General features: G+C 44.3%; 19 protein-coding genes. 2 read left to right on the forward strand and 17 right to left on the reverse strand.

The window, feature by feature from the left end; translation table 11 throughout:
• Positions 1 to 342 precede the first annotated feature (342 nt).
• Positions 343 to 1,218: a LysR family transcriptional regulator gene (locus AB5170_RS03750; RefSeq protein ID WP_173715512.1), complete on the forward strand. Its 876-nt coding sequence runs from the start codon at positions 343 to 345 to the stop codon at positions 1,216 to 1,218.
• Positions 1,219 to 1,353: 135 nt separating this feature from the next.
• Here the strand turns inward: AB5170_RS03750 and ilvC are convergent, their stop codons facing one another.
• From ilvC to AB5170_RS03765, 3 genes are all read right to left on the reverse strand, one after another.
• The gene (ilvC, locus tag AB5170_RS03755) at positions 1,354 to 2,373 is read right to left on the reverse strand and encodes a ketol-acid reductoisomerase (RefSeq protein ID WP_118578467.1); all 1,020 of its coding nucleotides are present in this window, start codon (positions 2,371 to 2,373) and stop codon (positions 1,354 to 1,356) included.
• 191 nt (positions 2,374 to 2,564) lie between these two features.
• Positions 2,565 to 3,062 carry an acetolactate synthase small subunit gene (gene ilvN / locus AB5170_RS03760; protein WP_118578468.1) on the reverse strand — a complete coding sequence of 166 codons (498 nt, stop codon included), beginning with the start codon at positions 3,060 to 3,062 and terminating at the stop codon, positions 2,565 to 2,567.
• 194 nt (positions 3,063 to 3,256) lie between these two features.
• A complete protein-coding gene (locus tag AB5170_RS03765; RefSeq protein ID WP_368361683.1) occupies positions 3,257 to 4,336 on the reverse strand; it encodes a tyrosine-protein phosphatase in 1,080 nt (359 codons plus the stop codon).
• 189 nt (positions 4,337 to 4,525) lie between these two features.
• Here AB5170_RS03765 and AB5170_RS03770 point away from each other — a divergent pair, with 189 nt between their 5' ends.
• Positions 4,526 to 5,470, forward strand: coding sequence for an AEC family transporter (locus tag AB5170_RS03770; protein WP_173715510.1), 945 nt, complete (start codon positions 4,526 to 4,528; stop codon positions 5,468 to 5,470).
• Positions 5,471 to 5,479: 9 nt separating this feature from the next.
• Here AB5170_RS03770 and AB5170_RS03775 read toward each other — a convergent pair whose 3' ends face one another.
• From AB5170_RS03775 to AB5170_RS03840, 14 genes are all read right to left on the reverse strand, one after another.
• Complete coding sequence (locus tag AB5170_RS03775; RefSeq protein WP_173715509.1) at positions 5,480 to 6,673, reverse strand: M20 family metallopeptidase; 1,194 nt, start codon at positions 6,671 to 6,673, stop codon at positions 5,480 to 5,482.
• A 61-nt stretch (positions 6,674 to 6,734) separates the two neighbouring features.
• Positions 6,735 to 7,604: an HAD-IIB family hydrolase gene (locus AB5170_RS03780; protein ID WP_368361682.1), complete on the reverse strand. Its 870-nt coding sequence runs from the start codon at positions 7,602 to 7,604 to the stop codon at positions 6,735 to 6,737.
• Complete coding sequence (locus AB5170_RS03785; RefSeq protein WP_173770053.1) at positions 7,597 to 8,859, reverse strand: M18 family aminopeptidase; 1,263 nt, start codon at positions 8,857 to 8,859, stop codon at positions 7,597 to 7,599. The genes AB5170_RS03780 and AB5170_RS03785 overlap by 8 nt, the downstream gene beginning before the upstream one ends.
• A gap of 194 nt (positions 8,860 to 9,053) precedes the next feature.
• Entirely contained in the window at positions 9,054 to 9,383 is a 330-nt protein-coding gene (locus AB5170_RS03790) for a cupin domain-containing protein (protein WP_173770054.1), read from the reverse strand.
• Positions 9,384 to 9,466: 83 nt separating this feature from the next.
• Positions 9,467 to 10,681: an LL-diaminopimelate aminotransferase gene (locus AB5170_RS03795; RefSeq protein WP_173770055.1), complete on the reverse strand. Its 1,215-nt coding sequence runs from the start codon at positions 10,679 to 10,681 to the stop codon at positions 9,467 to 9,469.
• A gap of 20 nt (positions 10,682 to 10,701) precedes the next feature.
• Positions 10,702 to 12,141 (reverse strand): Asp-tRNA(Asn)/Glu-tRNA(Gln) amidotransferase subunit GatB, encoded by a 1,440-nt coding sequence (gatB, locus tag AB5170_RS03800; RefSeq protein WP_173770056.1) that lies wholly within the window; start codon positions 12,139 to 12,141, stop codon positions 10,702 to 10,704.
• The gene (gene gatA, locus AB5170_RS03805; protein WP_118578475.1) at positions 12,138 to 13,610 is read right to left on the reverse strand and encodes an Asp-tRNA(Asn)/Glu-tRNA(Gln) amidotransferase subunit GatA; all 1,473 of its coding nucleotides are present in this window, start codon (positions 13,608 to 13,610) and stop codon (positions 12,138 to 12,140) included. The genes gatB and gatA overlap by 4 nt, the downstream gene beginning before the upstream one ends.
• Before the next feature lie 11 nt (positions 13,611 to 13,621).
• A complete protein-coding gene (gene gatC, locus AB5170_RS03810; RefSeq protein ID WP_118578476.1) occupies positions 13,622 to 13,915 on the reverse strand; it encodes an Asp-tRNA(Asn)/Glu-tRNA(Gln) amidotransferase subunit GatC in 294 nt (97 codons plus the stop codon).
• Between the two features lie 78 nt (positions 13,916 to 13,993).
• Complete coding sequence (gene aspS / locus AB5170_RS03815; protein ID WP_173770852.1) at positions 13,994 to 15,325, reverse strand: aspartate--tRNA(Asn) ligase; 1,332 nt, start codon at positions 15,323 to 15,325, stop codon at positions 13,994 to 13,996.
• 104 nt (positions 15,326 to 15,429) lie between these two features.
• Positions 15,430 to 15,984: an ANTAR domain-containing response regulator gene (locus AB5170_RS03820; protein WP_118578478.1), complete on the reverse strand. Its 555-nt coding sequence runs from the start codon at positions 15,982 to 15,984 to the stop codon at positions 15,430 to 15,432.
• Positions 15,985 to 16,003: 19 nt separating this feature from the next.
• A complete protein-coding gene (glnA, locus tag AB5170_RS03825) occupies positions 16,004 to 17,326 on the reverse strand; it encodes a type I glutamate--ammonia ligase (RefSeq protein ID WP_148462972.1) in 1,323 nt (440 codons plus the stop codon).
• Between the two features lie 337 nt (positions 17,327 to 17,663).
• Entirely contained in the window at positions 17,664 to 19,148 is a 1,485-nt protein-coding gene (locus AB5170_RS03830) for a glutamate synthase subunit beta (RefSeq protein WP_173715501.1), read from the reverse strand.
• A gap of 14 nt (positions 19,149 to 19,162) precedes the next feature.
• Positions 19,163 to 23,710: a glutamate synthase large subunit gene (gene gltB / locus AB5170_RS03835; protein ID WP_173715500.1), complete on the reverse strand. Its 4,548-nt coding sequence runs from the start codon at positions 23,708 to 23,710 to the stop codon at positions 19,163 to 19,165.
• A 14-nt stretch (positions 23,711 to 23,724) separates the two neighbouring features.
• The gene (locus AB5170_RS03840; protein WP_118578480.1) at positions 23,725 to 25,353 is read right to left on the reverse strand and encodes a CTP synthase; all 1,629 of its coding nucleotides are present in this window, start codon (positions 25,351 to 25,353) and stop codon (positions 23,725 to 23,727) included.
• Positions 25,354 to 25,798: the final 445 nt, after the last annotated feature.

A 25,798-nucleotide genomic window follows, 5' to 3' on the forward strand; every position in this document is an offset into this window, starting at 1 on the left:
CTATAAGCTGTCCTGCTTCTACATGATCCAGACCTGCATGCGCTGCCAGGATCTTCTGAGTCATTGTCATTCCCATTTTAGTATTCCTCCTGATTCATTGTATGTTGATATTTTAGCACACTTTCTGTTATAATAAAAATACATATTAATCATAGTTATTATAATTTGTAGTTATATTTCACTGTTTACTGGTGCTATTCTGTAAGGTATTATTTTGAGCGTAGTTCACAAAAACCTGAGAAACTTGGCGAAAAATCATTCGAATGCGTGATTTTTGTACATTGTAAGATATGTTGTCATGGACAAGGGTAAGCAATATTGTTATATATTCAGGAGGAATTTATGCAGGAAAATCTGTCTCTTTATCATATATTTTACACAGTCAGCCGCACTGGCAATATCTCAACTGCTGCTAAGGAGCTGTACATCAGCCAGCCTGCCATCAGCCGCGCCATTAAGAAGCTGGAAAGCAATCTGGACACCACTCTTTTCAAGCGCAGTTCCCGAGGCGTAACACTCACTCCTGACGGTCAGATTCTATATGAAAAAGTAAAAGGAGCCTTCGACCTTCTTTCCGAAGGAGAGGATTCCATTCTTCACAATCGTTCCAGAGAGATTCCCAGGCTGCGCATCGGTGCCAGCACCACTTTATGCAAATATGTACTTATGCCCAGGCTGAAAGATTTCATAGCTGCCAATCCGCAAATCCGTATTACAATCTCCTGCCAGTCCACCTACCAGACCCTGAAACTTCTTGAAGAAGACAAAATAGACATCGGCCTGATCGGACGACCGCAGAAGCTATCCGGATACGAATTTTCGCCCCTGTTGCAGATCCAGGATACCTTTGTCGCTACACACCAATACCTGGAGAATCAGCACCAGCTTTTTCCATCAGAACCCCTTCAGCACACTGCTACTTTCATGCTTCTTGACGAACAGAATATAACCAGACAGTCCGTCAATACCATGCTTCATGAGCACCAGATGCAGCTTGGTCACATTCTGGAAGTCAGTTCCATGGATCTTTTAATCCAGTTTGCACAGGTGGGCTTGGGAATTGCCTGTGTGATCAAAGAATTTGTGCAAAATGATCTTGATAAAGAAATACTTGTGGAAGCGCCTCTGGGGCTGACTTTCCCATCAAGGGAAATCGGATTTGTATGCAAGAAAGGGAGCGAAAATCAGAAGCTTCTGACACAACTGGCAGAAATCTAGAGAAATTCCGCTTCGCTACACCGAAGTAGCGCAAAAAAATCCGGGTTTCCCCGGATTTTTACGGGTCCCTTCGGCTCCGCTTCGCTACACCGAAGTAGCGCAAAAAAAATCCGGGTTTCCCCGGATTTTTTTTGCTTAGTTATTAATAAGCTTATCTTCGCCGTTCCAGCTGTAGAGTTTACGGATTTCTTCGCCAACTTTCTCAGATGGATGCTCAGAAGCTTTCTTTCTCATAGCTTTGAAATGAACCTGACGTCCAGCTGGGCTCATATCAAGCAGGAAGTCTTTTGCGAAAGTACCATCCTGGATATCGGAAAGGATTTTCTTCATTGCTTTCTTTGTATCTTCTGTAATGATCTTCGGTCCTGTGATGTAGTCACCGTACTCAGCTGTGTTGGAGATGGAATATCTCATTCCAGCGAAGCCTGACTGATAAATCAGGTCTACGATCAGCTTCATTTCGTGGATACACTCGAAGTATGCATTTCTTGGGTCATAACCAGCCTCGCAAAGAGTCTCGAAACCAGCCTGCATAAGTGCACAAACACCACCGCAAAGTACTGCCTGCTCTCCAAAAAGGTCTGTCTCTGTCTCTGTACGGAATGTAGTCTCAAGAAGTCCTGCTCTTGCACCACCAATAGCAAGTCCGTATGCAAGTGCTTTGTCAAGTGCTTTTCCTGTGTAATCCTGCTCAACAGCTACCAGACAAGGAGTTCCTTTGCCAGCCTGATACTCGCTTCTTACTGTATGTCCTGGTGCTTTTGGAGCAATCATGGTAACATCTACATTCTTTGGCGGAACAATACATCCGAAATGAATGTTGAAACCATGAGCAAACATAAGCATATTGCCTTCCTCAAGGTTTGGCTCGATATCTTTCTTATACATATCAGCCTGTTTCTCATCATTGATCAGAATCATGATGATATCAGCCTTCTTTGCAGCCTCAGCTGCTGTATATACTTTAAATCCCTGCTCTTCAGCTCTCTTCCAGGATCTGCTGCCTTCATAAAGACCGATAATGACGTCACATCCGGACTCCTTCAGGTTCAGTGCGTGAGCATGTCCCTGGCTGCCGTAACCGATAATTGCGATTGTTTTTCCATCTAATAAAGAGAGATTACAATCTTCCTGGTAAAAAATTCTTGCTGACATTTTCGTTTCCTCCTACTGTGTTAAAACTTAAAAATATATATCGTTAAGGGAATATATATGCATATCCTGTGTATGATTATTCATTCCAGAAATACGCCCCTTAGCAAACCAAATAAATAATCCTGCCTTCAGAATTCTCCGCCTGTGGCGGATTGCCTCCTGCGGCATCTGCCTGATCAGCGCTTCCGCAATTACAAAAATTTCACCCCATGAGAGCCTCTCTCAAGACCCATAACACCGGCACGTGCCAGTTCCAGAATCTCGTAATCTCCCATAAGATTAATAAATGCCTCCAGCTTGGTCTTGCTGCCTGTCATCTCTACAATGAGAGAATCCTTGCTCACATCTACAACCTTGGCACGGAAAATATCCGCAATGGAAACAATTCCCTGTCTCTGCTCCGGTGCGGCTGCAACCTTCACAAGAACAGTCTCACGAACTACGCTGTCAGATGGATCCAGGACTTTGATATCCCTTACATCAACAAGCTTCGCAAGCTGTTTCACAATCTGATCAAGAATTGCGTCATCTCCGCTGCACACTACTGTAATGCGAGTATAATTCACATCCGCTGTAACTCCGGCAGTGATACTGTCAATATTATAACCACGACGGCTGAACATTCCGGCAATCCGGCTGAGTACACCTGACGTGTTGTCAACTAGTAAAGATAAAATCTTATTTTGCATAAATATAATCCTGCTTTCGTGCTTCAGATTGATATGGTTATCATTATAACAACATAATTTATTTTGTCAATGCTACACTTCAAAAAAGTTTTAATGTTTTATAGCATTAAAGCATTTTTATTCATATAACACACTTTCATTTCACTATTAACATATTTACACAGTATGAAGTATCTATATTTTACGTAAATATTTTATATCAGATATTTACTCTGCAGGTCTGTCACTGTCTTTTGGTTCAGATAAAGTCCTCTTCTCAAAAAACGCTCCACATTTCCATATTCCGCATAAATCGTACGAAACATTCTGTCCAGATATTCCTCTTTTACCTTGAAAAGCGCTGATACTTTATTTACATTTGCAATACTGTCCAGTCTGTTTGCCTCAAGGTAACGCAGCATATAATCCAGTTCTCCTGCCAGGCACACATTGGAACGTATAAAATCCTCCCGGATCACATCTCTGTGAACTCCAAGAGCACAAAGAAGAAGGGCTGTCACTACCCCCACTCTGTCTTTTCCGAAGCTGCAGTGCCAGAGAGCAGCACCATTTTCGTGATGCAGCAATACATCCATAAATCTGGCACATTGTTTCACTGAATACTGATCCTTTACAAAATTCTCATACTGCTGCTCGATCAGACTCTCTATATCGCCATCATACTCCAGAACCTTTTTCAACATATCATTTGTCTGCAGTATTCCCAAAACACTTTTCGGAGAATCGCTGATAGTCTCTTCATCGATCATGGGGATGTGATAATATTCCACACCCTTCACCACAATGTCCGGTCTTTCATTTCGTTCCAGCTGGTCTCTGAGATCGATCACAGTCTTCAGCTTGCAGTCCTCCTGCAAAACATGCTGATCAGCCATGGAAGCATGATAAAGATTTCCGCTTCGAATAAGCTTCCTGGGAAGGATATGACGCCCATCCTTTGTGGCGATTGCCCCAAGATCTCTTGTATTGGAAAGACTCTGCATCGTAATCCGTCCGCCCTTGGGAAATCCGGTAGCCATTTCCGGATTGAAAAGTTTCAGAATCCGCAGGCAGTCCTGTGCCTCATGCTCCGTCATCTCAAACTGATATCGCTTCTTTCTCCTGGTAATGATCACCAGATAATTAGAGATCATCTGCTTCACTGCTTCTTCTGCGTTTTCGCCTTCCCGATGGATATACGCCCAGACAATATCTCTGCAAGGAAGATTATTCTGTATCATATGTCTGAAAAAGATCAGATTTCCATCTTCTACGCGAATCTTACCGTATCTCATATTTCTCCTCCATTCGTTGCCTTTCATTCTTACGATACCACAGAAAACAAAATTTGACAATTATTGGAAAAAGTTTATAATCAAAAAAGATATGTCGGGGTTGCTGTTCACAGGTAACATTCCGCGAGGTGTTTTTTGTGAACGAAGTGAACAGCAACATGTCGACAAACTTAGAAAGGTGAATTATTTATGGATAATCTGATTTTTTGCCTCAATGCAACCATTCCTATTTTTTTGACCCTCATGCTGGGTTATTTTCTTCGAAAAATTAATCTTTATGATGATTCCTTTGTTGCACAGATGAACAAATTTGTATTCAAGGCAGCCTTACCCGCACTTTTGTTTATGAATGTGGCTGAATCAGATTTTATTAAAGTTTGGGATACAAAGTTTGTTCTCTTTTGTTTTGGCGCTACGTTTTGCAGCATTGCCATTTCTATCGGTCTTTCCTTCCTGCTGAATCCAAGGGACATACAGGGAGAATTTGTCCAGGCCTCTTACCGCAGCAGCGCGGCAATCCTCGGCATTGCTATCATCCAGAACCTTTATGGAGATGCCGGTATGGCACCTCTTATGATCATAGCAAGCGTTCCTCTCTATAATGTAATGGCAGTCATGGTTCTCTCTTTTATGAAGCCTGACAATCAGGGAATGAACAAACAGATGCTCCTAAAAACCTTAAAAGGAATTGCCAGCAACCCTATTATTCTTGGAATCCTGGCAGGTCTTATCTGGTCTGTCCTTCGTCTGCCTCTTCCAACAATCCTTTCCAGTACTGTCAATAACCTCGGAAAAACAGCCACACCTCTTGGACTGATGGCCATGGGTGGTGCCCTTCATTTTGGAAAAGCTTTTTCCAGATTAAAAGCAACTATCGCCTGCACTTTTATGAAGCTGATCGGCTTTTGCACCATTTTTCTTCCAGTTGCTGTCAGACTTGGATTTACCCATGACAAGCTGGTTGCCATTCTGATCATGCTTGGTTCTGCTACCACAGTAAGCTGTTATATTATGGCAAAAAACATGGGGCACGAAGGGTCCTTTTCCTCCAGTGTCATTATGCTCACTACATTATTCAGTGCTTTTACTCTCACTATCTGGCTGTTCATTTGCAAAAGTTTAGGATTGATTTAATGGATTCTGCTACATATCCCTGTCAATGCCAGACAGTATCTCATACAACGCCTCCAGGCTATATGGCAAAATATCCTCATCAATCTGAAATTTCGGATGATGCAGCGGATAACCCTTATCAGGAATTCCTGCCAGAAATACACTGAACAAGCCCTTTGTATGTAAAAAATACCGATAGGCATTGTCTCCGGACAAAAACAGCTGCTCCTCGCCTTCCAGAAGAAACTGCTCTCCAAATATCTTCCTTCCTGCAGTTTCCGCAATCCTGGTAAGCTCCGGATCATTTGCAAAAGGCAGAACTGCAGGCTTTGGATATTCCAACTCGATCCTTGTTCCCGTCTTTGCTTCTATTTCATTCAGGGTTTCCTTCAGCCGCTTATCCAGCGCCTGGTAATCTTCTTCATAAGCAGCCCGGATATTTCCCCGCAGAGTCACAAGATCTGTAATAATATTAGAGTATTCTCCACCATGAATGGTTCCGATTCCGATCAGGCAGGGACCTTTTCCTTTATACGCTTCATTAAGATCATGAAGGGCTTTTACCACCAGAGAAGCCGCATAAATACTGTCAATTCCTTTATGAGCCTCACACCAGTGGCTGGATTTTCCATGAACACGGATTTCCATGCCATTGATCATAGCCGAAGCCTGTCCCTCATGCACTGCCATTCCAAAAGACTGATCCACTGCGTAATGAAACATGAGAAAAATATCCGGTTCTCCATCAAGGGCACCTGCTGCCAGCATTCGCTTGGCACCTTCACCGATTTCTTCAGCAGGTTCAAAAAGAAACCGCATCCGCACTGGAAAAACCTCTCCCTCTTCCGCCAGAATCCTCGCCAGCACCAACGCCGAAGCCACGATGCCATCATGACCACAGGCATGCATGACTCCGGCATTTTCCGATGCGTAAGACAGTCCAGTTTGTTCCTGTATAGGAAGTGCATCCATCTCTGCGCGAAGCACAACTTTCTTTTTGCCGGCAAAAGCTGCCTCATCCTGACAGGGATGCTCCGCAATGATCCCCGTAGGCTCCACAATCCGAAACCGATAGCCTAATTTTCCCAGATACTCCTGTATAAAAGCAGATGTCTCAAACTCCTGAAGCCCCAGCTCCGGATGCCTGTGGAAATGACGCCGCAATCTGATCAGCTCTTCTTTGTATTTTTCAAATTTACATTGGTAATTTAATCGCTCTGCCATATTTTATCCTTTACCCTTATCTCGAAGTACGCGAATTGTCTGAAATGATCTAAAGTAACAGCTAAATCAATCCCAGGTGCTCCAACCCGTTTTTAATTCCATAATGAAAAATATCCGTTGTCACGTAATCAGCCAGCTTCTTGATTCCAGGCGCCGCATTTCCCATTGCCACCTTCGTCTTTGCATATTCGAACATAGACAGGTCATTATTGCTGTCACCAAATACAATGGTATCCTCATGTGCAATATCAAAAATCCTGCATACAGCCGCAATGCCAACAGCCTTGGAAAAGCCTTTCGGGATCATCTCAATGGTATCCCCGGCAAGACCTTCCCCTACATGGCCAATAAACTCATAATAGTCCTCAAGCTCCGCACAGGCCTTCTCAGGATCACTTCCCGGCACGATCTTAGAACTGATCTTATTAATATGAAGGTCGTGTGCATACCCCTTAACAGGACGCCACTTAGCCCCCAGAGCCTTTGTGATCAGATCAGCATACCAGTTAATATCTGTATTATACTCATCCTTATCGTAGTACATCCAATCAGCACCCTCCATCACCGGAATCATGCCATATTTCCGAAGGACCTCCACCGAATGCCATGCTGCCTCCGTGGTCATTTCCTTGTTAAAAAGCCTTTTGCCATCTTTCTCAATTGTACATCCACAGGCACTGATCATTCCCGTAAAAGGGATCTGTTCCAGATAATCAGGCACAAACGCCCTGCTTCTTCCTGTACACAGCCATGCCTGATGGCCATTCTTCACCAGTTTTGTAATCGCCTCTACAGCACTGGCCGGTGTCCCCTTTTCAATATCACAGATCGTACCATCAGCATCAAAAAACACTGCTTTTTTGTGAATCTGCTGTCCACTTCCTGTAGAAGAAGCACCTTCATAACTTCCCTTGAAAATGTTATCAGGCATAAAATACCCCCGCAAGCTTTACAAAGTCGCAGGTATCTTTCACACCGGCAGTCTCATAAGGAGAATGCATAGCCAGCTGCGGCAGTCCAATATCTACTGTATTTAAAGCCACCTGCGTATTGGAAATATTTCCCAGAGTGGAGCCGCCGGCTACGTCCGAACGATTCACGTAAACCTGACAGGATACCCCTGCCTCTTTACAGAGTTCCTTAAACATCGCTGCCGAAATACCATCTGTGCAGTACTTCTGGTTCGCATTATACTTCACCGCAATTCCGGCATTAATATGCGGTCGGTTCACCGGATCCGCCTTCTCAAGGTAGTTCGGATGAATCGCATGTGCATTATCCGCAGAGATCATAAAGCTCTTTGCCAGAGAGATCAGATAATCCTCGTAGCTTCTTCCAAGCCCCAGATTAATGCGAAGGAGGGTATCCCGAAGGAAAGTAGATGCAGCCCCCTGCCTGGTGCCGCTTCCCACCTCTTCATTATCCATTACCATATGTACACAGATGCTCTTCTCATTTTTTCCAGCAATCAGTCCTTCCATAGAGGAAAAAGCGCACTGCAGATCATCCAGTCTTGGCGCAGAGACAAATTCCTCCTCACTGCCCCAAACCGTACCAGGCATGCGGTTATAAAGGAACAGATCATGTCCCAGAATGTCCTCTTCTTTCACCCCTGCTGCCTCTGCCACAGTTTTAAAGAAAGATCCCTTAGCGCTCTCCAGGCCATAAAGAGGAAGCATATCCTTCTGCACATTATACTTATAACCGCTGTTCGCCTCACGATTCATATGGATAGCCAGATTCGGGATCATCAACATATCCTTGTCCACAGTCACAAGCTTCTCACAAATCTGTTCATCCTCCTTCACGATCAGACGTCCAGCCACAGAAAGGGGGCGGTCAAACCAGGGAGCCAGAAGCGCACCACCATAAAGTTCCACATTCAGCTTCACATACCCATTTTCCACCATCTCTGGATTCTCCTTGATCTTCAAAGACGGGGAATCACTGTGGCTTGCAATAATATGGAACACGTCGCTGGAAACCTCCGGCACGGTAAATGCAATGATTGCCGAATGATTCCGGATCACAAAATACTTCCCACCGTTTTTTATCTCCCAGTGCTCATCTTCCTTTAACTCTGTAAATCCATTCTCCGTAAATCTTGTTTTCATCATCTCCACTGCCTGAAATGCAGTAGGGCTCTCTTTGATAAATGTAAGTAATTTCTCTGCTGTATGATTCATTTCTAAACTCCTAAATATTTTTCTATACTTTTCCCTTTGCCACACCCCCGCAATCGTTTTGCGAGCCCCGCTCGCCAAAGTGATAAGTCATACCACATTTGAACCAGTTCCAACCGATACACAGGGGAGGTGGCAGCGGGTACTGCTTGTGGGGCTTGGGGATTTTCGGCAGATTTGCGAGCATAGCAACACTCTCAATCTTTAATAATCAACGCCATAAACACCATATCCGTATTCCCCGTATTCGCCAGTCCATGACCTCTTCCATCTGGTGTAAAGGTAATATCGCCTGCTTTCACATGTCTCCAGGAAGTCCCATTGTCATTATATTCCCCTTCCCCGGTCAGAATATAATAGGTCTCACTCTCCCCATAATGCATATGAAAACCAAGAGAACATCCCGGTTCCAGAGTCACCTCTGCATAAAGCCCACACTTCCCATTTAACTGCTGCTCATCCAGCAGCTCCTTGATAATCACATGTCCATTCCCCTCACACATATGCTCAATACGATTGATCTTCATATCCAGACTCCTCCTTCGTAAAAGGGCACATCCCCAGCTTTCGCCAGAGATGCGCCCTGTTTTTCAGCTTTCTTCAATTATAATTACAAACTCTTGATCCTGTCAATGGCTTTCAGAGTATTCTCATAAGTTCCAAACGCAGTCAGACGGAAATAGCCCTCTCCATGAGAACCAAAACCAGAACCTGGCGTACCAACCACATTTGCATTTTTAAGGAGATAATCAAAAAACTCCCAGGAAGTCATTTTATCCGGTGTTTCCAGCCAGATATAAGGCGCGTTCACACCACCGGAAACAGAGAAGCCAGCTTTTGTCAGCTCATCATGGATCAGCTTTGCATTTCTCATATAATAGCCAACCTGATCCTTCAGCTGAGCCTTACCTGCCTCAGAATAGACAGCCTCTCCTGCCTTCTGTACAATATAAGGAGCACCGTTAAACTTGGTGCCGTGACGTCTTGCCCACAGACTGTGAAGTGATACCCCATCTCGTACCAGTTCCTTCGGAATAACCGTAAATCCAAGACGAACACCAGTAAATCCGGCATTCTTAGAAAAGCTTCGAAGTTCAATCGCGCATGTTCTCGCACCCTCGCACTCATAAATACTGTGCGGTACATTTTCCTCAGAGATATAAGCCTCATAAGCTGCATCATAAATAATCACACAGCCATTTTTGTTGGCATAATCCACCCATTTCTGCAATTCATCCTTTGTAATAGCAGAACCGGTCGGATTATTTGGAAAGCAAAGATAGATCAGATCCGGCACTTCTGATGGAAATTCCGGCAAAAATCCATTCTCCTTGCGGCATGGCATATAGATCACACCGTCAAAATTTTCACGAACCGTATTATACTCTCCGGTACGGCCCGCCATAACATTGGTATCCACATAAACCGGATAAACCGGGTCACACACAGCAACCTTATTATCTGTTCCAAAAATCTCCTGAATATTACCAGAATCACTTTTCGCACCATCAGAAACAAAAATCTCATCTGCTGCAATATTGCATCCTCTGTCCTGGTAATCGTTCTTTGCGATTGCCCTTCTCAGAAATTCATACCCAAGATCTGGCGCATAACCGTGAAAAGTCTCTGCGTGAGCCATCTCCTCGACTGCCCCGTGAAGAGCATCAATAATAGCCGGAACCAGCGGCTGTGTCACATCACCAATACCAAGGCTGATCACCTCTTTATCCGGATTCTCTTCTTTATAGGCACGCACTTTTTTTCCAATTGTAGAAAAAAGATAGCTTCCTGGCAGTTTTAAATAATTATGATTAACGGTAACCATCTGATTATCCTCCTGTAAATCTACTTTCTCTTCTCAACCTCAGCCAGCAGCGCCTCTCTCACGCTTGCCGGGTTTGCCTTGCCCTTCATTTCCTTCATGATCTGACCGACAAAAAAGCCCATAACCTTCTCTTTACCTCCAAGAAGCTCAGACAGCGGTCCAGGATTTTCATCCAGAATCCTGCTGATGGTGCTGCTAAGAAGCCCGGTATCCTCCACGATCTTTAAACCATGCTCTTCCACATAAGCTACCGGATCAACATCCTCATCAAATACCTTTTCAAATACCTTCTTGGCGTTCTGTGGGCTTACCTCCTTCTTATCGACCATTGTGAGAAGATCTGCAAGATGCTGCGGTGTAAATCTTAACTTCTCAGCCTCAATGCCTTTTTCCTTCATAAGACGAAGCACTTCCACCATAAACCAGTTTGCCGCCTTTTTCGGATTGCCGCTCAGCGTAGCCACATCTTCAAACAAAGCAGCCAGATGTCTGGACTCTGTAAGAATCTGGGAATCATACTCCGGAAGACCAAACTCACTCTGATAACGGGCAGCCTTCTCCTCCCGGAACTCTGGCATCTCACTTCTGATTTTTGCGATCCACTCATCAGAAATATGGATCGGCGGAAGATCCGGATCCGGGAAATAGCGGTAATCCTTTGCATCCTCCTTAGAACGCATCGCATGAGAAGACTCTTTATTGTCATCCCATCTTCTGGTCTCCTGGATGACACTTTTACCCATCTCCAGAAGCTCGATCTGACGCTCTCTTTCACCCTCAATAGCATGTGCAATGGCCTTAAAAGAGTTCAGGTTCTTCATCTCTGTTCTGGTTCCAAGTGTATCACTTCCTGCCACTCTCACAGAAAGGTTCACATCAGCACGCATGGAACCCTCCTGAAGCTTACAATCGGAAACACCCAGATACTGCATGGTACAACGAAGCTTTTCCAGATAAGCGATAACCTCATCTGCACTTCTCATATCCGGCTCAGAAACGATCTCAATCAGAGGAACACCGCTTCGGTTATAATCTACCAAAGAGCAGTCCTCCCACTCATCATGGATCAGCTTACCTGCGTCCTCCTCCATATGCATCTCATGGATCCGGACTTTTTTCTTGCCAGCTTCTGTCTCGATCTCCACAAATCCATCATGGCAGATTGGCAGATACAGCTGGGAAATCTGATAATTCTGCGGATTATCCGGATAAAAATAGTTCTTACGGTCAAATTTGCAATACTGATTGATGCTGCAGTTTGTGGCAAGTCCTGCGCGCAGGGCAAATTCTACTACCTTTTTGTTTAATACCGGAAGAGAACCTGGCATACCAGTACACACCGGACAGGTGTGGGTATTGGGTGCCCCTCCAAATGCTGTGGAGCAGCCGCAGAAAATCTTTGTTCTGGTGGCAAGTTCTACATGAACCTCAAGTCCGATAATAGTCTCATACTGTTTCATGCTCTCTTACCTCCTTCCTCTGGTGTTCCAAAATCTCCTCTTACGCTTTCATAGGCATGGGCAGCACGAAGGATCTTCCTTTCCATAAAACAGTCTCCGATCATCTGGATTCCGATTGGAAGTCCGGCACTGTCTTTTCCGCAGGGAACTGTAATTCCTGGAAGTCCGCAAAGATTTACGGCAACTGTATAAATATCCCCAAGGTACATTGCCATAGGGTCTTTTAAGCTTTCTCCGATCTTCGGCGCTGTATAAGGAGCTGCCGGGGCAAGAAGCACGTCATATTTTCCAAAAGCCTGATCAAACTCTTTTTTAATAAGTGCTTTGGTGCGCAGGGCTTTCAGATAATAAGCATCGTAATAACCAGAGCTTAAAACAAAGGAACCAAGCATGATACGACGTTTTACTTCTTCTCCAAAGCCCTCCGTTCTAGTACGTTTATACATATCATGAAGACCGTCATATTCTTTTGCACGATAGCCATATTTTACGCCATCAAAGCGCTCCAGGTTGGAGCTTGCTTCTGCGCTGGCAATAATATAGTATGCCGGAATCATATATTCCATAGTTTTGACAGAGAAAAATTCTACAATTGCTCCCATCTGGGTCAGCACTTTCAGGGTTTCCATAAAGGCATCTTTTACCTCTGGCGAAATTCCCTCTGACAGATATTCCTTCGGAACACCAAATTTCATTCCTGTAATCTTATCTGTCATCTCACTGGAAAAATCCAGGTCTTTTCGGTCAATGGAAGTACTGTCTTTCGGATCATGGCCAGCGATCACTTCCAGAAGTGCTGCGCAATCTGCCACATCTTTTCCAATCGGTCCGATCTGATCCAGAGAAGAGGCATATGCAACCAGCCCATAACGGGAAACCGTACCATAAGTAGGCTTCATTCCTGTCACACCGCAATAAGAGCTTGGCTGACGGATGGAACCTCCTGTATCAGAGCCCAGTGCCAGATAAGCCTCTCCTGCTGCTACAGCTGCACAGGAGCCGCCTGAGGAGCCGCCTGGAACATGCTCTGTATTCCATGGATTTCTGGTAATGCCATAGGCAGAAGTTTCCGTCGTACTTCCCATGGCAAACTCATCCATATTTGTTTTTCCGATAATGATCATTCCTGCTTTTTCAAGCCGGCTGATCACCTCTGCCTGATACTGGGGAACAAATCCTTCCAGAATTTTTGACGCACAGGTAGTAGGTTTTCCCTGTACACAAATGTTATCTTTGATAGCAATGGGAACACCGGCAAGAGGACTGGTATAAGTTCCATCCTCAATGCCTTTTTCCACCTCTTTTGCTCTTGCATACGCTTCTTTTTTATAAGTGTCCAGATATGCGTGGATTCTGTTATCTTTTTCCTCTATTTTAGAAAAGACATCCTTGACGCCGTCCAGAACACTGACCTCATGTTTTTTAATCTTATCAGCCAGCTGTAAGGCTGTTAATTTTTCTAATTCCATGTGAATGTCTCCTATCCTATGGTCTTTGGAACCTGATACTGTCCTTCTTTGGCTTTTGGCGCATTTGCAAGCATTGCCTCGCTGTTGTCACCATTTGTAACTTCATCCTCACGAAATACATTCTGGTCGCCAAAAATATGGGACATTGGTTCAACACTGGATGTATCCAGTTCATCCAGCTTATCTACATAATCAAGCATTTCCTGCATATCTTTTTTTGCCTTTTCCTTCTCTTCTTCTGTAAGGGAAAGTTTTGCAAGAATGCAGACATTTTCCATGGTTTCATCGTCAATCTGTTTTGCCATTTTCTCATCCTCCTGCACAGAAATTATTACGCTCCACTCTGGATCCATACCAAAATCTTTTCTGGATATCCAGCTTTTTTATGGCTCCAGTCTGTTCAGGTCTCTTGGGAACAGGCATGCCTCACGGACATTTTCCTCCCCGAGAAGCTGCATGGTAAGACGTTCCAGACCGATTCCAAGACCACCATGAGGAGGCATACCGTATTTAAATGTATCCAGATACTGTTCCATTCCTTCTGTCTCCATACCTCTGTCCTCTATCTTTTTCAGAAGGGCATTGTAATCGTGAATTCTCTGTCCTCCTGTTGTGATCTCAAGGCCGTGGAAAAGCAGGTCAAAGCTTAACGTAAATCTGGTATCCTCTGGATCATCCATTGCGTAGAACGGACGCTTCTTAGATGGATAATGGGTAACAAAAACAAAATCTGCATTATATTCTTCTTTAAAATACTGACCGATGAGGGCTTCCTCCTCTGGCTCCAGATCAAATGGATTACGGATCTGACGGTTGTATTTCTTCGCAACCAGCTCTTTTGCCACATCAAAACGAACTGCCGGAATCCTGGAAGCATCTGGAAGCTCAACCTTCAGGATCTCCAGTTCTTTTGCATAATCCTCTTTTAAAAGCTTCATTGCATACTGCAAAAAGCCAGTCTCCATAGCCATGATCTCTTCAAAGCTATCAATATAGCCCATCTCAAAATCAAGACTCGTATATTCATTTAAATGTCTTTTGGTGTTATGTTTCTCAGCACGGAAAACAGGTCCGGTCTCAAATACTCTGTCAAAAACTCCCACCATCATCTGTTTGTAAAACTGTGGGCTCTGAGCCAGAACAGCCGGTTTATGGAAATAGCTGAGTTTAAACAGGTTCGCGCCTCCCTCAGCACCTCTGGCTCCGATCTTCGGCGTATGGATTTCCGTAAATCCATTTTCATAGAGATAATCACGAAAAGCCCTTGTCAAAGCTTCCTGGATTTTAAATCTTGCGCGCTCCTGAATATTGCGGAGGGAAAGGGAACGGTAATTTAATTTGGCTTCCAGAGAAGTATTCAGCTTCCATTTATCGATTGCAAGAGGAAAAGGTTCAGCCGGAGAAGACAGCACCTGAATTTCACGAATGTGAAGCTCTCTGCCATGAGGCGCTCTCTCTTCTTTATTTACAACACCTTTTACTCTTACTGTCATGCCTTCTTTCAGATCATGAATGGAAAAATCAACATCCTCATTTACTAAAACGGTCTGAAACAGACCCTCTCTTCTTCTGATAATTACAAATGCAACATCTCCCATGTTGCGGATACTGTGAATGGCGCCCTCCAGGATGGCTTCCTGATTCAGAAGTTCTTCTCCCATCAGTGCATCCCAGCTGCTCACTTCTTTTTTCCAGCTTCCATCCAAAAACTCCATTTCCTCATCCTCCATTTCCTAAAATCATAAAAATATATCTTATAAAAACCCCAGCCAGAATTTCTGAAAAATCCTATACAACAGGATTAGAATTCTGCCTTAGACTATACCTCATCATATAACAGCATCAGAACCATCTGAGCTGTCTCTACCATATTTGTCCCGGAATCCATACTGCATTTCTGAATGTACCGGTATGCATCTTCTTCGCTTAAATGGTTTCGCTCCATAAGAAGAAACTTTGCGTTGGAAATGTAATTCTGCTCTTTCCAGGAACGCGTTTTCGGTTTCTTCTTCTCTTTTTTTAGCCGCCGCTCGATCTGGGACAACATCATATCCACCGTGTTTACCAGGTCGCTGACTTTCATTGGCATTTCCACAGTAAGGACGGATGTAGGCGCTTCCGCAATCACTCTTCCAGATGCCAGCAACAGCATTTCAAAATATGAAGGAATATCTTCCAGCACATCCCGGTAATACCGGTCCGTCAGCTTATAACCACAGATCAGAATACCTCCGTCCAACTCACTCATGCTGGCAAGTGCTGTTGAAGCAGTTGAACATACCGCAGCTACAGAAAAACCGTGCCGGTTCAATATGGTACGTATTTTCTTTGCGTCATCGATTTTCGGTAATGCAATTACAATGCTGCTGTTCATACCATGCTACTCTCTTCTCTTAAATCTTGTATAAATACTGGCTGATTTCCCACTCGCTTACCTGTCTCATATAATTCAGCCATTCTTCCTTCTTGGCAGCTGCATATTCCTCACAGAACTTTTTACCAAGTACACTCTGGATCCAGGTGCTATTCTCGAAATGTGTAAGGGCATCATCCAGGTTCAGCGGAAGATTTCCAATATTCATAGCTTTCTGGTCAGATTCGGAAAAAGAACGATCCGATGCCTTGGTAGGATATAATTTCTGCTGAATTCCATCCAGACCGGCTGCAATACAAACAGCAAACACAAGGTAAGGATTTGCAGATGCATCCGGGCTTCGAAGCTCGATTGCCAGGCTGTCTGATCTTAAATTGGAAATACGGATCAGAGAGTTCTGATTATTCTTTGTCCAGGTCAGTTCTGTAGGAGCATCATAGCCAGGTACAAGTCTCTTGTAGGAATTCACAAGCGGATTGGTAATGGCGGCCATCTCTTCACTATGTGCAAGAAGACCACCGATAAAATGATAAGCATCCTCGCTGAGACCATTTACATCATCAGGATCAGCAAATATATTTTTTCCATCTTTATACAATGCAAAATGAATGTGCATACCGGAACCATTCACCTCAGCTCTCGGCTTTGGCATAAAGGTTGCATGAAGTCCATGCCGTTTTGCAATGGTGCGGACTGCCATTTTGAAAGTCATCACACAGTCAGCCATTTCATTTGCACCGGAAAATTTAAAATCAATCTCATGCTGTGCCGGAGCGGTTTCATGATGGGAAGATTCAATTTCATATCCCATATCTTCCAGATTCAGAACCATATCACGTCTTGCATTTTCTCCCAGATCCAGCGGGCTGATATCCAGATATCCGGCTTTTTCATGAGTCAGTGTAGTGGGAACTCCGTTATCATCTGTGTGAAATAAGAAAAACTCACATTCCGGATCCACTTCACAAACATAGCCTTCCTTAGCAGCCATCTCTACCACCTGTTTCAGAATATATCTCGGGCTTTTCTCAAGCGGCGTTCCATCTGAGCGGTAGATATCACAGAGCAGTCTGGCTACCTTTCCCTGCTGCGGACGCCACGGAAGAATGGTGAAAGTATTATAGTCCGGATGTAAATACATATCCGGCTCTTTCTCCCCTGCTATTCCGGCAATGTAGGAGCTGTCTACTACATATTCATTATCCAGTGCCCGGGGGAGCTCCCGAGCTGTAATCGCAATATTTTTCAAAGTACCGAACATATCGGTAAACTGAAGACGAATGAATTCTACATCCTCGTCTTCTGCCATCTGTAACACTTCTTCTCTGGTGTAATTCCCCATGGTGTTCTCTCCTTCTTTCACTCTCATGCCCTCATCCATCCATTACGCATGACTTATTTAAACAAAAAAGGCGCACTTCAAAAAGATACCCTTCTGAAGAACGCCCTTGTTCATGGAGGTAATTATAGCAATGAGGTCATGCTTTGTCAACTTATTTTTTACCACTTTACCATATCAGCGTTGTATAAAATGATGTACAAAATAAATCTTTTGTATCAGAACGGAAAATCGGGAGCAAATTTAGTTTGCCCCCGACCATACTTTTTATATACTCTCTTTTTTATTTTCCCGACAGCGATTCAGCAGGTATTATTCCACAAAGCATTTTTTTGCCAATTTACAGATAAGAATATCCCATCAGGGATTCATCCACTGCCTTTGCGGCTTCTCTTCCTTCACGGATTGCCCATACTACCAGAGACTGGCCTCTGTGCATATCTCCTGCTGTGAAAACCCGCGGTACGCTGGTCTCATAAGCTTCCGGTTTTGTCTCTACGTTAGTTCTTGCAGTTGTTGCAACCTTAAATGCATCAGTCACATATTTCTGGCTTCCAAGGAAACCAGCTGCGATCAGTACCAGGTCTGCAGGGATCACTTCTTCCGTCCCCTCTACCGGAACCATCATCATACGGCCTGTTTTGGCATCTTTCTCGCTTTTCAGCTTTACGATCCGGGCCTGGCAGACATTTCCGTTTTTATCTTTGATAAATTCAGTAACGGTTGTCTGGTAAACCCGGGGGTCATGTCCAAACACTGCAATTGCTTCTTCCTGGCCATAGTCTGTTTTTAAGACCTTTGGCCATTCCGGCCATGGATTGGAAGCAGCACGCTCTGTTGGCGGCATTGGCATCATTTCCAGCTGTGTTACAGATTTGGCGCCGAGACGTACGGAAGTACCCACACAGTCATTTCCGGTATCACCACCGCCAATTACCAGCACATGTTTGCCTCTTGCCTCTTCATAAGGAGCTTTGGTAAAATCGCTGTCCAGAAGAGTTTTGGTGACTTTTTTCAAGAAGTCTACTGCAAAATAAATTCCCTTTGCATCTCTTCCCGGCACTTTAATATCACGGGGATTGGAAGCTCCGCAACAAAGGATTACACGGTCATATTTCTTCAAAAGTTCCTCTGCTGTAATATCCACTCCAACATTTGTATTTGTCACAAATTTCACACCCTCAGCTTCCATCAGCTTCAGTCTTCTGTCGATCACAGATTTCTCCAGCTTCATATTTGGAATGCCGTAACGAAGAAGTCCGCCGATCCGGTCACTTCTTTCGAATACAGTTACATTGTGACCTCTTCTGTTTAACTGCTGTGCTGCTGCAAGTCCGGAAGGACCGCTTCCGATAACTGCTATGGTCTTTCCTGTACGAACCTTCGGAGGCTGCGGAACAACCCAGCCTTCTGCATATGCAGTCTCAATGATGGCACGTTCATTTTCCTTAGTGGAAACAGGCTCTCCATTTAAGTTGCAGGTACAGGCTGCCTCGCAAAGTGCAGGGCACACACGGGAGGTAAATTCCGGGAAGCTGTGTGTCTTGTTCAGACGAAGAAACGCCTGTTTCCAGTTTCCGGTAAATACCAGATCATTTGTCTCTGGCACCAGGTTGTGAAGCGGACATCCGGAAGCCATGCCGCCGATCATCATACCTGACTGGCAGAAGGGAACGCCGCAAGCCATGCAGCGTGCTCCCTGAAGTTTTTGTTTCTCTTTATTAAGAGGAGTACGGAACTCCTTGAAATTGGCAATTCTTACTTTTGGCGGCAGAACCTTTGCCGTCTCTCTGTTATATTCTAAAAATCCAGTCGGTTTTCCCACGATCTTCTGCCTCCTTAATGCTTAACTCCTATGCTTTCGTAGAATGCTTCCATCTGCGCCTGCTCACTGTTCAGACCTTTTTCCTCAAGCTTTGCACTTAATGTGATCATCTTCTTGTACTCATTTGGAATGAGTTTTTTGAAGTGAGGCAGATACATGTCAAACTGATCCAGAACCTTCTGTCCAAGCTCCGATCCCGTTGCAGCTACATGTGCTTCGATCAGATTTTTCAGTTCTTTTTTGTCATATTTATTGTCTACTTTTTCAATAGAAATCATCGCTTTATTTAAGTTCTTATAAAGAACATTTTCCACATCCAGAACATAAGCGATACCGCCGCTCATACCTGCTGCAAAGTTTTTGCCGGTTCTTCCAAGAACTACTACACGACCACCGGTCATGTACTCACAGCCGTGCTCTCCCACACCTTCCACAACTGCATTGGCACCAGAGTTACGAACTGCAAAACGCTCACCTGCCATACCGTTAATAAAGGCAGTTCCACTAGTTGCACCATAAAGAGCAACGTTGCCGACAATAATGTTATCTTCTGCTTTGTAACCGGCATTTTCCGGAGTCTTCAGGATCAGCTTGCCACCGGAAAGACCCTTTCCAAAGTAGTCGTTGCAGTCGCCGGTAAGCTTCAGAGTAAGACCCTTCGGGATAAAGGCACCAAAGCTCTGTCCTCCGGCTCCTGTACAATCAATCTCTACCGTGTCTTCCGGCAGTCCGTTTTTATTATTTCTGGTAATCTCCGCACCAAGGATTGTTCCAAATGCACGGTCTGTGTTCTTTACTTCTACCGAAAATCTGGTCTTCTCACCGCCATGAATTGCGCGACTGCATTTCTTCACAAGAACTTTCTCATCCAGAGTCTTCTCCAGCTGGAAATTGTACTCTGCTTTCGGATCAAAGGTTACCTCGCTGCCAACTTTTGCATATGGATTGTTCAAGATTGCACTAAGGTCTACTTTACCTTTGTGTGGCTCATCAACTGCATCTGTAGCAACCAGAAGATCTGTGCGTCCTACCATCTCTTTCAGGCTTCTCACACCCAGTTTTGCCATATATTCACGAAGCTCCTGGGCAATAAATTTCATAAAGTTCTCAACATATTCCGGTTTGCCTTTGAATCTCTTTCTCAGCTCCGGATTCTGGGTAGCTACACCAACCGGGCAGGTGTCCAGATTGCAGACTCTCATCATTACACAGCCCATAGTTACAAGAGGTGCTGTAGCAAAACCGAATTCCTCTGCACCAAGAAGTGCTGCAATTGCAACATCACGACCGCTCATCAGTTTACCGTCTGTCTCAATGCGGACACGATTACGAAGTCCGTTCATAAGCAGTGTCTGATGGGTTTCAGCAAGCCCAAGCTCCCATGGAAGTCCTGCATTGTGAATGGAGCTTCTGGGTGCTGCACCAGTACCTCCATCATATCCGGAAATCAGGATTACCTGTGCACCAGCCTTTGCAACTCCGGCTGCAACCGTACCAACGCCAGCCTCAGAAACCAGCTTTACAGAAATATCTGCATATTTATTTGCATTTTTCAGGTCATAAATCAGCTCTGCCAGGTCCTCGATGGAATAGATATCGTGATGCGGCGGCGGGGAGATCAGAGAAACACCAGGTGTGGAGTGACGGGTTTTCGCAACCCATGGATAAACCTTCTTCGCCGGAAGATGTCCACCTTCACCAGGTTTTGCGCCCTGTGCCATTTTGATCTGGATTTCTCTTGCAGATACCAGATAACGGCTGGTAACACCGAAACGACCACTGGCTACCTGTTTGATCGCAGAACATCTGTCATCTTTTGTTCCTGCTGAATCCAGTCTTTCATTGCTTTCACCGCCCTCACCGGTATTTGATTTTCCATGAAGATGGTTCATTGCAATAGCAAGTGTCTCATGTGCTTCCTGAGAAATGGAACCATAGGACATGGCACCAGTCTTAAAATGCTTTACGATTTCATCAACACTCTCCACCTCTTCAAGAGGGATAGGATTTTCTGCATACTTAAAGTCCATAAGCGCACGAAGATTGCCGTGATTTTCCTTATCCACAAGATCTGTATACTGTTTGAACATCTCATAGCTGCCTGTTCTTGTAGACTGCTGAAGGAGATGAATGGTTGCCGGATTGTAACGGTGCTCTTCTCCCTGGCTTCTCATTTTGTGGGCACCCACACTATCCAGAGTAAGGTCTGTGGTAAGTCCTAACGGGTCAAATGCTTCTGAATGAAGCTTTTCTACATTCTCCTCAATATCTTCCAGTGTAATGCCTCCAACACGGCTTACAGTACCTGTGAAATATTTATCGATAACATCCTGAGATACACCAATTGCCTCGAAAATCTGAGATCCCTGATAAGACTGGATTGTAGAAATACCCATCTTGGAAGCGATCTTAACAATACCGCTGATAACTGCATGATTATAATCGTCTACAGCTGCATAATAGTCCTTGTCCAGCATATGGGTATCGATCAGCTCATGGATTGTCTCCAATGCCAGATATGGGTTGACTGCACTTGCGCCATAGCCCAGAAGAGTAGCAAAATGATGAACCTCTCTCGGCTCGCCGGATTCCAGGATAATAGCAAGAGAAGTACTCTTTTTCGTCTTTACAAGGTGCTGATGTACTGCAGAAACAGCCAGCAGAGACGGAATCGGCATATGGTTTTCATCCACGCCTCTGTCGGAAAGCACCAGAATGTTGGCACCATCCCTGTATGCTTTATCAACTTCTACAAACAGACGGTCAATAGCACGCTCAAGCTTTGTGCTCTTGTAATAAAGAGTGGAGACAACAGCCACCTTAAAGCCTTCGTGATGCATTTCCTTAATTTTCAGCATATCTGTATTGGTAAGGATCGGATTGTTAATCTTTAATACCTTGCAGTTCTCCGGAATCTGCTCCAGAAGGTTTCCGTCTTTTCCAACATAAACGCTTGTGCTGGTGACAATCTCCTCACGGATCGCATCAATCGGCGGATTGGTTACCTGTGCAAAAAGCTGTTTGAAGTAGTCAAAAAGCGGTCTGTTCTGTTTGGAAAATACTGCCAACGGTGTATCCACACCCATTGCGCCAATGCTCTCAGCACCGTTTAACGCCATGTTTCGGATAGAAGTACGATACTGCTCATAAGTGTATCCGAAAGCCTTCTGAAGACGGGAACGCTGTTCCTCTGTATATTCTTCCATTCTTTCGTTTGGAATCTTAATATCTTTTAAATGTACCAGATTGCTGTCCAGCCATTCGCCGTATGGCTGTTTCTTTGCATACATCTCTTTTAATTCGTTATCATCGATGATCTTGCCCTGAACCGTATCTACCAGAAGCATTTTTCCAGGATGAAGACGCTCTTTTAATATGATCTTCTCTTCCGGTACCGGCAATACTCCAACCTCAGAAGAAAGGATCATGCAGCCATCGGATGTCACGTAATATCTGGACGGACGAAGACCGTTACGGTCAAGCACTGCACCCATCACATCTCCATCTGAGAAAAGAATAGATGCAGGTCCATCCCATGGCTCCATCATAGTGGCATAATACTGATAGAAGTCACGTTTTTCCTGGGAAATGGTATCGTTATTTGCCCATGGCTCCGGAATAGTGATCATCACTGCAAGAGGAAGATCCATGCCACTCATGGTAAGGAATTCCAGCGTATTATCGAGCATTGCAGAATCGGAACCATTTCGGTTGACTACCGGAAGGATTTTCTGCATTTCCCCTTCTAAGTATGGGGACTCCATATTTTCCTCTCTTGCCAGCATCTTATCTGCGTTTCCCCGGATGGTGTTGATCTCACCATTGTGCACGATCAGACGGTTTGGATGTGCTCTCTCCCAGCTTGGATTTGTGTTGGTACTGAAACGGGAATGTACCAATGCAATCGCAGATTCATAATCAGGGCTTTGAAGATCAGAGAAAAATGTACGAAGCTGTCCAACCAGGAACATACCTTTATAAACAATCGTACGGCTACTCATAGAACATACGTAAGTGTTATCATTACTCTGTTCAAACTCACGGCGGGCAATATACAGTTTACGGTCAAATGCGATGCCTTTTTCCAGATCATCCGGCTTTTTGATAAATGCCTGCATAATGCATGGCATGCACTCTCTTGCCTTATGTCCAAGAACCTCCGGAACTACCGGAACTTCTCTCCAGCCAAGGAACTCCAGTCCCTCTTTTTCCACAATGATCTCAAACATTTTTTTTGCCTGGGCACGTTTGATCTCATGCTGTGGGAAAAAGAACTGGCCAATACCATATTCTCTTTCCTGGCCGATTTCGATTCCCTCTTTTTTACATGCTTTCTTAAAAAATTTATGGGAAATCTGAAGGAGGATACCAACGCCATCACCTGTTTTGCCTTCTGCATCTTTTCCGGCACGATGATCCAGATTCTCTACAATCCGCAATGCGTTGGCAACTGTATCATGGGATTTTTTGCCTTTGATATTGACAACTGCACCGATACCGCAGTTATCATGTTCAAATTCCTGACGGTAAAGTCCCTGCCTTTCCTTTATCACTTCTTTCATTTTCCTCATCCTTTCTATTGTTGATTAAGAGTTTCCTCTTTGTTTACTTTATCTACAGCTGCCTGGATAAATCCACGGAACAGCGGGTGAGCATGGTTCGGTCTTGATTTGAACTCCGGATGTCCCTGGGTTCCTACAAAGAATGGGTTTGCCGGAATCTCGATCATTTCCACAATGTGACCATCAGGAGAAGTTCCTGCTATGGTCATGCCTTTTTCTGCCAGTTCTTTGCGATATGCATTGTTAACTTCATAACGATGTCTGTGACGTTCCTGAATTTCTTTCTGTCCGAAAAGTTCCAGAGATAAAGAACCATCTGCAAGCACACATGGATAACTTCCAAGGCGCAGGGTTCCTCCAAGATCTTCCACATCTTCCTGGTCTGGCATAAGGGCGATTACCGGATTGGTGGTTTCTGGTGCAAGTTCAATGCTGTTTGCATCTTCATAACCAAGTACATGACGGGCAAATTCTACGATTGCCATCTGCATTCCAAGACAGATTCCAAGGTATGGGATCTTATGCACGCGGGCATACTGGGCAGCCAGGATCATTCCTTCTGTTCCTCTTCCGCCGAAACCACCTGGAACCAGGATTCCATCTACCTGGTAAAGCCTCTGATCCAGGTTCTTCTCGTTTAACTCTTCGGAATCAATCCAGGTAATCTCTACTTTCGCCTTGCATGCGATTCCGCCATGTTTCAGAGCTTCCACCACACTGAGGTATGCATCATGAAGCTGGGTATATTTTCCTACCATAGCAATGTTTACAGTTTTATCCGGATGGCGGAGATTTTCTACCATAGCCTCCCAGTCCGTAAGGTCTGGTTTTCTTTTTTCAAGTCCCAATGACTGCATGACCACATCTGCCAGTTTTTCACGTTCCATCGCAAGTGGGGCTTCATACAGATACTCTACATCCAGATTCTGAAGTACATGGCTTACCGGCACGTTACAGAACAGGGCAATTTTGGCTCTCAGATCGTCGGTCAGCGGATATTCACTTCTGCATACCAGAACATCCGGCTGGATTCCCATTGCCTGAAGCTCCTTGACACTGGCCTGGGTTGGTTTTGTTTTCATTTCTCCTGAAGCTTTCAGGTATGGAATCAAGGTTACATGAATAAGGATTGCATTTTCATGTCCCACATCATGCTGAAACTGTCTGATGGATTCCAGAAATGGCTGGCTTTCAATATCTCCTACCGTTCCGCCGACTTCGATAATGGCAATCCTGTTTTCATCCGGGGATTTTGCGCGATAGAAGCGGCTTTTGATTTCATTTGTAATATGAGGGATTACCTGTACGGTTCCTCCTCCAAAGTCTCCATGACGTTCTTTTTGTAAAACGGACCAATAAATTTTTCCGGTAGTTACATTGGAATTTTTATCCAGGCTTTCATCAATGAATCGTTCATAATGACCAAGATCCAGGTCGGTCTCAGTTCCATCGTCTGTTACGAAGACTTCTCCATGCTGAATAGGGTTCATGGTTCCGGGATCAATGTTGATGTAAGGGTCAAATTTCTGCATTGTGACCTGAAAACCTCTTGCCTTTAAAAGTCGCCCAAGTGAAGCTGCTGTGATTCCCTTTCCCAGTCCTGACACAACACCGCCAGTGACAAAAACGTATTTTACTGCCATCTTTCGATTTCCTCCTCCAATTGCTTTTAATGTGTTCTAATATGTAAAAAAGGCGTCAAAGAGGAGGATTAGGGGGCACTTAACCTATCCATTTCTCTTTGACGCCTTTGTCAAAACAAATTCTTATTCAAAAATATGGTATATAATATATCATTTTTTTGGCTTTGTCAATCCACTTTTTTGCTATTTAGTGTGTTGTATGAACCATTTATGATAATGTCCTAATATACCACAAAGGAAAATGTCCCAATGTAGTATAATGCTTCCATCAACAGATGGAGGTAACGATTATCAGAAAGGTAGAATTATCAATGGATGAACAAAAGAAGTATGAGGTGATCAAATCATTGGCAGATCATCCAGCCCCTAACAAGCAGAGAGCTGCCCTTACTCTCGGTTGTACTGTACGTCACATTAACCGTATGCTTAAAGGCTACAAAGAGCA

The organism is Ruminococcus sp. RTP21484sp1_RTP21281st1_A8_RTP21281_210402 (genome assembly GCF_040914025.1).
Classification (GTDB): domain Bacteria; phylum Bacillota; class Clostridia; order Lachnospirales; family Lachnospiraceae; genus Blautia_A; species Blautia_A faecis.

Bases quoted from the DNA above. Each gene is read 5' to 3' on its own strand.
- AB5170_RS03795 (WP_173770055.1), bottom strand. From the start codon at position 10,681: ATGGTTACCGTTAATCATAATTATTTAAAACTGCCAGGAAGCTATCTT.
- ilvC (WP_118578467.1), bottom strand. From the start codon at position 2,373: ATGTCAGCAAGAATTTTTTACCAGGAAGATTGTAATCTCTCTTTATTA.
- gatA (WP_118578475.1), bottom strand. From the start codon at position 13,610: ATGGAATTAGAAAAATTAACAGCCTTACAGCTGGCTGATAAGATTAAA.
- glnA (WP_148462972.1), bottom strand. From the start codon at position 17,326: ATGGGGAATTACACCAGAGAAGAAGTGTTACAGATGGCAGAAGACGAG.
- gltB (WP_173715500.1), bottom strand. From the start codon at position 23,710: ATGAAAGAAGTGATAAAGGAAAGGCAGGGACTTTACCGTCAGGAATTT.
- AB5170_RS03750 (WP_173715512.1), top strand. From the start codon at position 343: ATGCAGGAAAATCTGTCTCTTTATCATATATTTTACACAGTCAGCCGC.
- gatC (WP_118578476.1), bottom strand. From the start codon at position 13,915: ATGGCAAAACAGATTGACGATGAAACCATGGAAAATGTCTGCATTCTT.
- AB5170_RS03775 (WP_173715509.1), bottom strand. From the start codon at position 6,673: ATGGCAGAGCGATTAAATTACCAATGTAAATTTGAAAAATACAAAGAA.
- AB5170_RS03840 (WP_118578480.1), bottom strand. From the start codon at position 25,353: ATGGCAGTAAAATACGTTTTTGTCACTGGCGGTGTTGTGTCAGGACTG.
- ilvN (WP_118578468.1), bottom strand. From the start codon at position 3,062: ATGCAAAATAAGATTTTATCTTTACTAGTTGACAACACGTCAGGTGTA.
- AB5170_RS03770 (WP_173715510.1), top strand. From the start codon at position 4,526: ATGGATAATCTGATTTTTTGCCTCAATGCAACCATTCCTATTTTTTTG.
- AB5170_RS03820 (WP_118578478.1), bottom strand. From the start codon at position 15,984: ATGAACAGCAGCATTGTAATTGCATTACCGAAAATCGATGACGCAAAG.
- AB5170_RS03785 (WP_173770053.1), bottom strand. From the start codon at position 8,859: ATGAATCATACAGCAGAGAAATTACTTACATTTATCAAAGAGAGCCCT.
- AB5170_RS03790 (WP_173770054.1), bottom strand. From the start codon at position 9,383: ATGAAGATCAATCGTATTGAGCATATGTGTGAGGGGAATGGACATGTG.
- gatB (WP_173770056.1), bottom strand. From the start codon at position 12,141: ATGAAACAGTATGAGACTATTATCGGACTTGAGGTTCATGTAGAACTT.
- aspS (WP_173770852.1), bottom strand. From the start codon at position 15,325: ATGGAGTTTTTGGATGGAAGCTGGAAAAAAGAAGTGAGCAGCTGGGAT.
- AB5170_RS03765 (WP_368361683.1), bottom strand. From the start codon at position 4,336: ATGAGATACGGTAAGATTCGCGTAGAAGATGGAAATCTGATCTTTTTC.
- AB5170_RS03780 (WP_368361682.1), bottom strand. From the start codon at position 7,604: ATGCCTGATAACATTTTCAAGGGAAGTTATGAAGGTGCTTCTTCTACA.